The 11920-nt window shown below is 74.6% G+C and carries 8 protein-coding genes; 2 read left to right on the top strand and 6 right to left on the bottom strand.

Going from position 1 to position 11920, the window contains the following annotated elements; all coding sequences use genetic code 11:
• Positions 1-43: 43 nt before the first annotated feature.
• The 3 genes from WMF42_RS13760 to WMF42_RS13750 form a co-directional block, all read right to left on the bottom strand.
• Positions 44-892 carry a hypothetical protein gene (locus WMF42_RS13760; RefSeq protein WP_155798846.1) on the bottom strand — a complete coding sequence of 283 codons (849 nt, stop codon included), beginning with the start codon at positions 890-892 and terminating at the stop codon, positions 44-46.
• Positions 893-992: 100 nt separating this feature from the next.
• Positions 993-2957 (bottom strand): hypothetical protein, encoded by a 1965-nt coding sequence (locus WMF42_RS13755; RefSeq protein ID WP_437692355.1) that lies wholly within the window; start codon positions 2955-2957, stop codon positions 993-995.
• The gene (locus tag WMF42_RS13750) at positions 2957-3991 is read right to left on the bottom strand and encodes a PEGA domain-containing protein (RefSeq protein WP_437692353.1); all 1035 of its coding nucleotides are present in this window, start codon (positions 3989-3991) and stop codon (positions 2957-2959) included. The genes WMF42_RS13755 and WMF42_RS13750 overlap by 1 nt, the downstream gene beginning before the upstream one ends.
• A 154-nt stretch (positions 3992-4145) precedes the next feature.
• Between WMF42_RS13750 and WMF42_RS13745 the strand changes: the two genes are divergently transcribed.
• Both WMF42_RS13745 and WMF42_RS13740 read left to right on the top strand, forming a co-directional pair.
• Positions 4146-5882: an OmpA family protein gene (locus WMF42_RS13745; protein ID WP_437692351.1), complete on the top strand. Its 1737-nt coding sequence runs from the start codon at positions 4146-4148 to the stop codon at positions 5880-5882.
• Between the two features lie 81 nt (positions 5883-5963).
• A complete protein-coding gene (locus tag WMF42_RS13740; RefSeq protein WP_437692349.1) occupies positions 5964-8105 on the top strand; it encodes a thrombospondin type 3 repeat-containing protein in 2142 nt (713 codons plus the stop codon).
• Positions 8106-8114: 9 nt separating this feature from the next.
• Here the strand turns inward: WMF42_RS13740 and WMF42_RS13735 are convergent, their stop codons facing one another.
• The 3 genes from WMF42_RS13735 to WMF42_RS13725 are packed head-to-tail and all read right to left on the bottom strand — an operon-like array spanning position 8115 to position 11733.
• A complete protein-coding gene (locus tag WMF42_RS13735) occupies positions 8115-9044 on the bottom strand; it encodes a hypothetical protein (protein WP_437692348.1) in 930 nt (309 codons plus the stop codon).
• Positions 9041-10114: a PEGA domain-containing protein gene (locus WMF42_RS13730; RefSeq protein WP_437692346.1), complete on the bottom strand. Its 1074-nt coding sequence runs from the start codon at positions 10112-10114 to the stop codon at positions 9041-9043. Before WMF42_RS13730 ends, WMF42_RS13735 begins: the two co-directional genes overlap by 4 nt.
• Positions 10111-11733, bottom strand: a complete 1623-nt coding sequence (locus WMF42_RS13725; RefSeq protein ID WP_437692345.1) for a serine/threonine-protein kinase — start codon at positions 11731-11733, stop codon at positions 10111-10113. Before WMF42_RS13725 ends, WMF42_RS13730 begins: the two co-directional genes overlap by 4 nt.
• Positions 11734-11920: the final 187 nt, after the last annotated feature.

Genomic DNA, 11920 nt, shown 5'->3' with positions numbered 1-11920 from the left:
CCTAGTACAGCGCTCTTCTCGAAGCCATGTTGCGGGCGCGCCGCTAGAAGTCCTTGATCTTCCAGACCCCGTGCTCGCGGGTGAAAGCGACCGTGCCGCCAGCGCCGTACGCCATCGACGCGCTGTCCCCTGTCTCCTCGATGGTCGCGGTCGGCAGCGCCGCCTTGATCGCCTGGACGACCCGGTTGATCTGCTCGCGCTGAGGCCCTTCCCACGCGGCCTTCAGCTTGTCGGGCGTGAGCTGCGCCGCCCCCGCGGCGGCCCTGGCCGTCCCGGTCCCACCGCCGGGCTTCTGCGACGCGTCAGCGCCCGCGCTGCCCGCCGCGCCCGCGGGCCCAGCAGGCTGCGCCGCGCCCTCTCCGACGGCAGCGCTCGCTTCACCCCCGGCGACGCCCGCCTCGCCGGGCGCGCCGCCCGCCGGCTCGCCGAGCCCTTCCTTCTCGGCGTCTGGAACGTAGCGCATGATGACGTCGTAGCGCCTGCGCTCGAAGGCGCGCAGGAACCCCACCAGCGCCTGCCGGGGCGTCGCCTGGCCGTACAGGTCGACCGCCGCCGCGTCGAGCCGCCAGCGGCCCCCCTCGAAGACGAGCAGGAGCTCCTCGCCGTTCGGCATGGTGACCGTCGCGGTCACCACGGGATCGGCCGCGGGCCGCGCGATGGCGCGGGCGATCTCGAGCGCGTCGTCGGGGTTGTCCCGGACCGCGCGCCGGAAGGCCTCGAGCGACATCGACCGCTTGGCCTCGTCCGAGAGCAGCCGGTAGGCCGCGTCGACGCGCCCCTCCTGGAGCGCCTGCGCGTAGGCCCGGAGCGTGTCGCTCGGGCCCTGCTGGGCGTAGCTCGATCCGCACGCGGGGAGCGCCAGCAGGAACAGGAGAAGGGCCGTTCGCTTCACAGGTCCGGCCATAGCACACGCGGCGGCGAGCGCGCAGGCGGCGCGCGGCGGGGGCGCGCGGCGCGCCTCGATGGGCGCGCCCTCGCGGCCGCCGCGTGCTTCACTTCGGGAGCTTCACGATGGCCCCGTCCTTCACCGGCGCGCCGTCGCCCTGATCCGGAGAGCCCTCGTTGATCCAGTAGACGGCCGCCTCATCGACGGCGACGTCGCCCGGCCGCTGCTGCTGCGAGGCCAGCACCTCGGGCGCGTCGCCGTCCTTCGGCATGCGCACGACCTCACCCTCGTCGCGCCGTGCCCAGTAGACGTACGCCTCGTCGAGCGCGAGCCCGTTGAGCAGGCCCTGGCCCGACACGACCTCGCTGACCTCGCCGATCGCGTCCTCGCCCAGCGCCGCACGGAAGATGCTGCCGCCCTCGAAGCTCGCCCAGTACACAGCCGCCGCGTTCCCCTGGCCGTCCACGTCGAGCGCGATCTCCCGCGGGGTGAGCTGCTCGGAGGCGACCAGCAGCGTGACCCCTGCCCTGCTGCACGCCACCGCGCCGTCGGTCCTGCCCAGCGTGCCCTGGTAGGTCCAGCACACGGTGTCCCCTGCGCTGGCCACGCGGTAAGGCGACGCGACCACCGCGTCGGGCGGCGCGAGCTCCTCGGGCGCGCCGAGCTCGACGTCCGCGCCGGCGCCGCTCAGCGTCGCCCGGAAGACGCCGCCGCCCCAGAGCTCGGTCCAGATGAGCGCGCCGTCGGAGAGCGAGAGGCCCTCGGGCTGCTTGAGATCCTCGAGCAGCGCGCGCGGCTCGCCGCCCCCGAGCGGGGCCGCCATCAGCGTCCCGGCCTCCGCGTTCGTCCAGAAGACGACCTGCCGCTCCTCGTCGATCGCGAGGTCCCGCGGCGAGGCCTGCGCGGCGCCGAGGATCAGCGGCTCACCGCCGTCGCGCGGCGCGACCTTCACCTCGCCATCCTGCCTGGCCATGCCGGCCTCGTCGAAGGTGGTGCCGGAGATCCAGGTCACGCCGCCCGCGGTCACGCGCAGCGACACCGGGTGGACCTGCGCGACAGCGACAGGGATGGGCGCCGACGCGTCGGGACCGGTGTACTGACCCCCGCCCGACGCCGACCAGGGGCCGCACGTGGGCAGGTCCGTGCCCTTCTGGCGGCACAGGCCCTCGCCGGCGGGCGCGATCGCGATCCCCGCGAGCTTGCCCAGCTGCGCCCGCCTGCACACCTCGACGGGCAGACGGAGGACATTGCCCGCCTCGACCCGGAACCCCGCGTCGCTCTCGGCGTCGAGCGGCACGAAGCACGCGCTCTCGCCGCAGATGCCGCCTCCTTGCGTGAGGAGCGCGACGTTGACGTCGCCGCCCGGCGCGGCGGCCCGGCAGTCGGTGTCGTCGGCGGCGAACGCCTCGAGATCGACAGGCGCCGACGCGGCGGCGGCGAAGCAGCGGAGCGTGTCGAAGCAGAGCCCGTCGTTGTCGCCGTCCCCGCCGCCGAACACGGCCTCGGCCACGTACTCGGGCAGCGCGCGCGAGTCGATCTCGCGCGGCACGCACGAGCCAGCGACGCAGCTCTGGCCCTCGGGACAGCTGTTCTTCACGCGCACGTTGCCCTGCTCGTCGCGCAGCGCGTTCCCCGCGGCGTCGCGCTCGACCTCGGCCGAGCCGTCGCACAGGAACTGGATGGGCATGTGGAGCGTCGCGGTCCGGCCCTCCGGCACGGTGGTCACCACCTCGCGCAGCAGGCGCACCCCGTCCTTCCCGCCGCGGCTCGCGATGACGCGCACCCGGAGCGCCCGCGTCGGGTCGTCCGGGGAGAGGAAGCCGAGCGTGGCCGGCAGGCGGATCGAGCCCTCGCCCCCGAGCCGCTCGAACGTCTGGTCGTAGACGACCGAGCCGTCGAGCGTCGCCTCCACCCGGATCGTGTCGATGTCCTTCGGCAGCGACATGTCCGTCTGGAAGACGACCATGAGCTGCCCCTTCTCGCCGCCGCAGGCCGGGACCCCAGCCGCCGCCGCGAGGCCGAGGAAGCCCACCGCCGCGATCGAACCCACCCTCGTCCGCTTCATGCGCATCACCGTCTCCCTCCAAACCCGAGCGGGACCGTGCCGAGGCTGCCCTGCTCCGCAGGCGTCCCCGGCTCGAAGAGCAGGGCGCCCGCGACGAGCGCGCCGGCGAAGATCGCCGCGCCTCCGCCGATCCACAGCCACCTGCTCGCGCCGCCCCGCTCCGGAGCGCGCTCCAGCGAGACGTCGATGCGGCGGCGCTCCTCGTCGCGCACCAGGATCGAGACCTCGTGCGGCGTCATCCCGGGCGCGGTCACGCGCAGCGCGTGGGTCCCGCTCGGCACCGATCCCTCCCAGCGGCCCTTGCCCACCACCTTGCCGTCGAGCGCGATGAGGTCGTCGTCCCCCGCGGCGATCGCGAGCCGCCCCCGGTGCAACGCCCTGTCGAGCCGCGCCACGAGGGCGATGCTGCCGCCGCCCACCACCTTCTCCTGGCGGACGAAATCGACGAAGCCCGGCTTCGAGACGCGAATGCGGCGCTCGCCGATGTCGACCGGCACCGGCGCGGCGAGCGGCGTCGTGCCGACCGGCTCGTCGTCCACGAACACCGTCGCCCCCGGCTCGCTCGCCGTGATCTCGAGGTGGGACACGTACGCCCCGGCGGCCTGGATCAGGTCGGCGATGTCCTGCTTGTCGCGCGCCGACAGCGCGGCGCCCGCGTCGATCTCCATCCGGCGCAGCGTCGCGAGCATCTTCGCGTAGCGCCGCAGGTTCTTCTGGCAGAGCGCGACGTTCCAGAGCAGGCGGTGATCGCGCGACAGCTCGTAGGCGCGCTCGAAGCGCGCGAGCGCGCCCGCGTGGTCGCCGTCCTTGAACAGCGCGGTGCCCGCCCCGTGCTCGGCCCTGGCCATCCCGGTCAGCGACTCGGAGAGCGGCTTCTCGGCCGCGGCGGGCGCCGGCTGGGCCGACGCAGCGGGCGCGGCCGGGGCCGGCCGCGCCGGCGCAGCGGGCGCCGGTTGGGCCGCGGCGATGCCCGTCGCGAGCCCCACGCTGAGCGCGGCCGCGACGGCGCGCCACCCCTGGCCCAGGTGCTTCCCTCGCATCGAACCTCCTTGCTCTCGCGGAGACTCGCCTCGCAGGCCGAGCTCCGGTCACCGCGATGCTACCCGATGCGCGCCCCGCGCGAGCAACAACAGGAACGTCGTGGGCGAATCGTCTTTGCTCCGCCTGCGCTGACGAGGATACCATCCGGCGCCCATGAGAGGCCTCATCACGGTGGGCGCGGCGCTCGCGGGCGCGCTCCTCGGCATCGCCCTGGGCTCGTCGCCCGCGCGCGCAGAGGGGCCTGGCGCCGTCGCGCTGAGCCGGTTCGATCCGACCCCCGCGGGCGACCCGCTGTTCGCCGTGCCGTCGCCGTTCATCGGCGGGCACCTGGTCCCCCGCGGGCTCGTCATGCTCGATCACGCGGAGGACCCGCTCACGCTCTCCGGTGGCGCCGCGGCCGAGCGCGTGATCGTCGGCAGCCAGTCGCTCCTGCACGTCGGCGGCTCGCTCTCGCTCTGGGATCGGCTGCTCGTCTCGGCCTCGCTGCCGCTGGCGCTCGCGCAGAGCGGCGACGGCCCCGCCGCCGCGGCCGGCGTGGGCGCGCCCGACGCGCCGTCGTCCCCCGCGCTCGGCGACCTGCGCCTCGGCGTGCGCGTCCGGCTGCTCGGCGACGAGGGCGACGCGTTGCAGATCGGCACGAGCGCGGCCCTGCACCTGCCCACGGGCGCCTCGGACGCGTACGTCGGCGAGGGCGCGGTCCGCGTCACGCCGCAGCTCCTGCTCGGCGGCCGCGCCTCGCGCGTGGCGTGGAGCGTCGCGGGCGGCGCGGTGATGCGGAGCTCCGGGAACCCGTCGACGCTCGCCTACGGCGGCGGCGCGGCCGTGCTCCTCTGGGACGAGCGGCTGCAGATCGGCACGGAGCTGTACGCCGAGACGATGCTGCAGGGCGGCTCGCTGTCGCTCACCGGGAGCGAGCGCGTCGCCGTGGAGCGGACCACGAGCGCCGAGCTCCTGCTGAGCGCCCGGCTCCGCCCCCTCGCGGGCCTCGTGCTCGGGGCGGCCGCCGGTCCGGGGCTCGGGGAGGCGATCGGCACGCCGTCGTTCCGCGCGGTGGCGATGGTGGCCTGGGCTCCCCCCGCGCAGCCGCAGGGGGCGGCGGCGGACCCGGATCCGGACGCGGATGGCATCGCCGGCCCCGCTGATATGTGCCCGTACGCGCACGGGCCGGCCAGCGCGGAGGCGCGGCGAAATGGATGTCCGGTGGAGGACCGGGACGAGGACGGCGTCGCCGATCCGGACGATCGGTGCCCCGACGAGGCCGGCGGCGGGGACGGCGATCCGGCGCGGCGCGGCTGCCCCGCGGATCAGGACGGCGACGGCCTGCCCGACGCGCTCGACGCGTGCCCCGCGGAGAAGGGCGACGGAGCGGGCGGCGCGGCGCGCCCCGGCTGCCCCGCCGCGCCGAGCGAGCCCGCGGACCAGGACGGCGACGGCCTGCTCGACGACGCCGACGCGTGCCCCGCGGAGAAGGGCCCGGCGAGCGACGACCCGGCCGCGCGCGGCTGCCCGACGCGCGTTCGGGTGCAGGGCGCGCAGGTCGCGCTGCTGGAGCCGGTGCTGTTCCGCGTGCTGAAGAACGATCCGGCGCCGATCGACCCGAAGAGCGAGGCGGTGCTCGCCGAGGTGCGCGACGTGATCGCGCAGCACCCGGAGTGGGTGAAGCTCGAGGTGTCGGCGCACACGGACAGCTCGGGCAACGCCAGGTTCAACGAGACGCTCTCGACGGCGCGCGCGGAGGCGGTGCGCAGGTGGCTCGTCGACAAGGGGATCGCGGCCGAGCGGCTCGTCGCGAAGGGGTACGGGTCGAGCCGGCCGATCGCGGACGACAAGAGCGCGGCCGGGCGTGAGAAGAACCGGCGGATCGAGATCGTGGTCCTGGAGAAGAAGTAGGCATGCATCCGCGACGCGCGGCGCCGTGAGGGCGACGGGGCGCGGTCGGGCCGCGCGGCGCGGTCCGGAAGCAAGAGAGAGATGATGAAGCGAACCGTCATGGCCTCAGCGCTCGGCGTCACGCTGGCGATCGCGGCGGCGCCGCGGAGCGCGGCGGCGCAGTGCTCCTCCGCGGGGCCCCTCCAGGAGCTCATCGATGGCCTCGGCTTCCGGTGGGACGTCGGGACAGATGGGGTGATCAGCGACGGGAGCGCCGACGCCTTCGACACCGGCATACGGCTGCGCGTCGACGGCGTCAGCTTCCCTGCCTCGACGCGTGCGGCGGAGATGGACGGGCGGCAGCTCGTCCACGGGCCGACGCTCCTCGGCAACCTCGAGGTCACCCGGAAGGTGTACGTGCCCGCAGACGCAGGCTGGGCGCGCTTCCTGGAGATCCTCCACAACCCCACCGACGGCACGCTCGACGCCGTCGTGCGGATCGAGTCGAACGTCGGGGCCGACGACAGCACCACCATCACGCAAACGCAGAGCGGAGACCTGGAGTTCACGCCGGCCGATCGATGGCTCGCCACGGACGACGCCGACATGGCGGGAGATCCGAGCCTGCATTTCAACTTCCACGGGCCCTCCGCGGTGATCGCGCCGGTGCGCGTCGGGATGATCGTCTTCGACTGCGCGGGCATGCAGGGCCCCTTCGCCGAGTTCGTCCTGCCGCTTCCGCCCGGGGGGACGCGGGTCCTCATGCACTTCGGCGGGCAGCGCGCGAGCCGGGCCGATGCGCACGCGAGCGCGGCCTCCCTCGATGCCCTCCCCGAGGGGACGCTGCTCGGGATGACGGCGGCAGAGCGCGCCGTCGTCGTCAACTGGGACCTGGACCACGACAGCGACGGCGACGGGGCGGACGACGTCGAGGACAACTGTCCGGCGGCGCCGAACCCCGATCAGACCGACACCGACACCGATGGCCACGGCGACGCCTGCGATCCCGACGACGACGGCGACGGAGCGATCGACGACCGTGACAATTGCCCGCTCGTGCCCAACGCCGACCAATCGGACCTGGATGGCGACGGCGCGGGCGACGCCTGCGATCCTGACGACGACGGCGACGGCGTGCCCGACGCCGTCGACAACTGCCCGTCGGCGCCCAACGCGGGGCAGGAGAACAACCCCCGCGAGTCGCCGCCGGACGAGAGCGGGGACGCGTGCGACAGCGACGACGACAACGACGCGCTCGCGGATGAGGTCGATAACTGTCCCCTCGTCCCCAACCCCGATCAGGCCGACGAGGACGGGGACGATCGGGGCGACGCGTGCGATCTGAACGCCAGGGACATGGATGACGACGGCGTGGAGGACGGCGTCGACAACTGCCGCGCCGCCCCGAACCCCGACCAGGCCGATCTCGACGGCGACGGCGACGGCGACGTGTGCGACGACGACGACGACGGCGACGGGGCCCCGGACCGCACGGACAACTGCCCGGTGATCGCGAACCCGAGCCAGAACGACGACGACGACGACGGGGCGGGCGACCGCTGCGATGACGACGACGACGGCGACGGCGTGCCCGACGGCGACGACAACTGCCCGCTCCTGGCGAACAGCGCGCAGGAGGACACGAACGGCGACGGCGTGGGCGACGCGTGCGCCTGCGACGCGCCGCAGAGGCCCGATGGCGCGCCGTGCGACGACGGCGATCCCTGCACGCTGACCGACGCCTGCCAGGGCGGCGTCTGCAAGGGCGGCGATCCGCTGCAGTGCGCGCCCTCCGGCGACGTCTGCACCGCCGCGCAGTGCCACCCGCGGTACGGCGAGTGCGCCCTGTTCCCGAAAGAGGGCGCGCGCTGCCCCGGCGGCACCTGCGTGGCCGGCGGTTGCGTGCCCAACGACGCGGGCGCTGGGAGCGGCGGCACGGGCGGCGACGGCGCGGGCGGCGACGGCGGCGCGGGCGGCGACGGCGGCACCGGCGCAGGAGGCGGCGGGGGCGCGGGCGGCGAGGAAGGCGGCGGGGGCGGCAGCGGTGATGTCGGCGGCGGCGGTCGTGGCGCTTCGCAGCCCGGCGACGGCGCGCCGCGGGCTCACGGCAACGGCTGCGGGCTCGCGGCGCGCGCGGAAGGGGCAGCGGCGCCCTCGGCCTTGTGGCTGCTCGCCGCGGTCGCGACGATCCTCGCCGGCCGTCGCCGGTGGCGAGGGGGAGACGCGCCCGCAGCCGTCAGGTAGCCCCCCTGGTCAGGGCTCCTTCGACCCCGACGCCGACCACGGCCCGCACGTCGGGAGCCCCGCGGTCTTCTGGGCGCACGCTGCCGTCGTCGGCGCCGTCAGCACGGCCGCGATCCTGTCCGCCATCCGCCCGCACACAGCTGGCGGCAGCGTTATCCGCCCGTCTTCCTCGACCCGGAAGCCGGCGTCGCTCCCGGCGTCGAGCGCCACCAGGCACCGCCTGTCGTCGCCCTCGCCGTCGTCGCAGATCCCGTCGCCCGCCGCCGTCTGCAGCGCCACGTTCAGCATGGCCCCGCGGTCGGCCGCGATGGAGCACGTCTCCGCGTCGACAGCCGCCGGCGCCCCGCCCGCGAAGCACTCGGTCACGTCGAAGCAGTCCCCGCTCCCGTCGCCGAGGCCGCCGCCGTAGACGTCCCTGGGCGCGTAGTCGGGCAGCGCGCTCGAGTCGATCTGGCTCGACACGCACGCCCCCGCGACGCACGTCTGCCCCTCCTCGCAGAGCGTGCTCACGACGTCGCCTGTCTCCTCGCTGCGCGCCGAGTCGTCGCAGAGGAAGTCGAGCGGCAGGGTCAGCAGCGCGACGCGATCCTTCGGGATCCTCGTGACCGCCTCGCGCAGGATGCGCACCGGGCCGAGCGCGTCGCCGACGCGGGCGCTGATCTTGATCCGGATCGATTCACCCCCGCCGTTCGCGGAGTAGAAGCCGATCGTCGCCGGCAACCGCGCGGCAGGATCGGCCTCGCCGAGCCGCTCGTAAGCCTGATCGAACTTGCGGGCGCCGCCCTCGAACACCTGCACCTGGAGGACGTCGAAGTCCTTCGGCAGCGCGAGATCCGTCGAGATGGCGATGACGATCTCGTCCTGCGCGGAGCAGCCCCCGCACGCGAGCGCCACGATCGCTGCGGGCCAGACGAGCCCGTACCGGCGGCCGCGCGTCATCGGCCACCCCCGAAGGGGATCGTGAACGAGGCGCCGCCCCGCGCGGACAGGGGGACCGAGCCGGGCGACGTGTTGCCGTTGACCGGCGGGTCCCCGCCCAGCACCCCGAAGCCCAGGAGGAGCGCGCCCGCGAGCACGACAACGCCGCCGCCGACCCAGATCCAGGTCTCGATGTTGCTCCCCTTGGGCTGCGGAAGCAGCGAGACCTCCACGCGACGCGTCTGGTTGTCGAGGATCATGACCTCGGACTGGTGCGACACCATGCCTGACGCCGTGACGCGGAGCGCATGCCCGCCGCTCGGCACCGGGCCCTCCCAGGTGCCGCGGCCGACCACGCGGCCATCGAGGGAGATGACGGCATCCGGCGGCGCCGCGATGACGAGCCGGCCCTCGTGGACCTCTCTCTCCAGCGTGGCCTTGACCGTGACCACGCCGCCGCCCGCCACCTGCTCGGTGACCTCGACGTCCTTGAAGCCCTTCTTGGTCACCCGGATCCTGCGGGTGCCGATGTCGAGCAGCACGGGCTCGCCCAGCGGCGTCTTGCCGACCTCCTCGCCGTCGACGAGGACGGTCGCGCCCGCCTCGCTCGCCTGGAGATCGAGGCGGCTCACATAGGCCTTCGTCGCCTCGATGAGCTCCGCGGCGTCCTTGCGGTCCTGCTCGGTGAGCTGCGGGCCCGCGTCGCGGAGGAGCAGCTCGATCGTCGCGAGCAGGCGCGTGTAGCGCTTCAGGTTCTTCTGGCAGAGCGCGATGTTCCAGAGCAACCGCGGGTCGCGGGAGAGCTCGTAGGCGCGCTCGAACTTGATGATCGCGTTGCGGTGGTCGCCGTCGTTGAAGAGGATCCGCGCGGCCTCGTACTCGGCCTTGGCCTCGCCCGAGAGCGTCTCGGACAGCGGCCGCTGGGCCGCAGGGGCGCTCGCGCCTGGCGCAGGTTGGGCTGCGGCTGGTGCGGGCTGAGCCGCAGCAGGCGCGGGGCCGATCAGCGTGACGCCGCCGAGCGCGAGCGCGGCGGCGATGTGGAAACGCCCGCGGCTCCACCGCGGGCGTCGTTCGTTTTCAGGCAAGCTCACTTGGGTGCTCTCTCGTTGAGCCGATCGAAGACGCTGGGATTCGCGTTCCCCTGCGGCGCGGCGGTCGTGGTCGACGGCGCCGCCGAGGGCGGAGCTGTCGCGGCCGGTCGAGCCGAAGCCGACCCCGCTGGGCCCGTCCGCCGGGGCGCCGTGGGGGCCGGCCGCGCGGTCGCCGGAGGCGCCGCCGATGCGGTCGCCGACGGAGACGGTGTCGGCGCGGTCGCCGTCTCCACCGGCGCCGCCAGGGTCGCGGCGGTCACGACCGGCGCGACAGGCGGAGCCGCTGTGGTGGGCGCGGACGGCTCGACAGAGGTGATCGCGGCCGTTGTCGGCGGGTCAGCCGCAGGGGCGGCCGGGTCGCCGCGGAACGTGAAGAAGCGCAAGACCCCGCCGAGCACCACCGCCGCGACCCCGACCCCGACGAGCGCGAGCACCAGGCTGCTCCGCTTGCGACCGGCGGACGCCGAGCCCGCGGCCGACCAGCCAGGCGCCGTGGCCGCCGGACCCGCCGTGTGGCCGGCCGTCGCGGCCGCCGCCATGCCGCCGGCCGTGGAGCCCGCGGGCGGCGCGACGCTGCCGCTCCCCCGCCACTGCGCCGTCGCCGCGGGGACGCTGCTCGCCCGCTCCTGCGCGGTCGGCCAGGGAGGGACGCTCATCCGCTCGCGCGCGGCGCTCGCCCGGTCGCGCCAGGCGACCGCGGGCACGAGCCCCAGCGTCCGCTCGATGCGCTCCAGCGAGGCCAGCGCGAGCGGAGGACCGAAATCCACGATGGCGCCAGCGAGCTCGGCGACGGACCTGAAGCGCTTCGTGACGTCCTTCTCGAGGCAGCGCAAGATCGCCGCCTCCAGGCCCGGCGGCAGGTCGCGCCGGAAGAGGCTCGGAGACGGCGGCGCCTCGGTGTTGATCATCAGGATGAGCTCGGACAGCGAGGTCGCGTCGAACGGGACGCGCGCCGTGAGCAGCTGGTAAAGGATGGCGCCGAGCGACCAGATGTCCGCGCGCGTGTCGACCGTGCGCGCCGAGCGCATCTGCTCTGGCGCCATGTAGAGCGGCGACCCGAGCACCATCGCCGTCTTCGTCAGCCCGAGCTCCGGCTCGGCCCCGGTCGCCGACGGCTCCGCCAGCGCCTTCGAGATGCCGAAGTCGAGCACCTTCACCATGCCGCTGCCGTCGGCCCCGCGCGCGAGGAACAGGTTCGCCGGCTTGAGATCGCGGTGGATGATGCCGGCCGCGTGCGCCTCGGCGATGGCCTCGCACGCCTCGAGCACGTAGCCCACGGCCTCCTCGAGCTCGAGCGGGCCGCGCTGCCGCAGGGTCTGCTGCAGATCGCTCCCGTCCAGGTACTCCATCACCATGAACGGCGCGCCGGTCTCGAGCGTGCCGACGTCGAGCACGCGCGCGACGTGCTCGCTCTTCAGGCGCACCGCCGCGCGCGCCTCGCGCACGAAGCGCTCCACCATCTCCGCGTTGGCGCCGGGGTGGAGCAGCTTGATGGCGACCCGCTGCTGGAGCTGCTCGTGCAAGGCGGCGACGACGACGCCCATGCCCCCCTGCCCGAGGATGCTCTCGACCCGGTATTTCCCCGACAGAATTTGACCTTCGGCTACCGGTGCGCTCACGGACGCTCCTGCGTTGGGGCTGCCTTCGGGCGCCGCCATCGCCACGTTGTCCAGGGGGCCACCTTATTCCATCCGGCGCTTGCGTCCAAGACCCGCCAGCCGGGCGCCGGGAAACCCGACGTGGCCAGGCGCGGCGGTGGAAGCGGAGGTGGACGGGGGCCGAAGCAGCGGACGGGCGGCTCATCCG

This window comes from Sorangium sp. So ce176, assembly GCF_051519835.1.
Taxonomy (GTDB): domain Bacteria; phylum Myxococcota_A; class Polyangia; order Polyangiales; family Polyangiaceae; genus Sorangium; species Sorangium cellulosum_G.
Note: the sequence above shows the minus strand (reverse complement) of the source record. Positions and strands in the feature narration are given on the sequence as shown.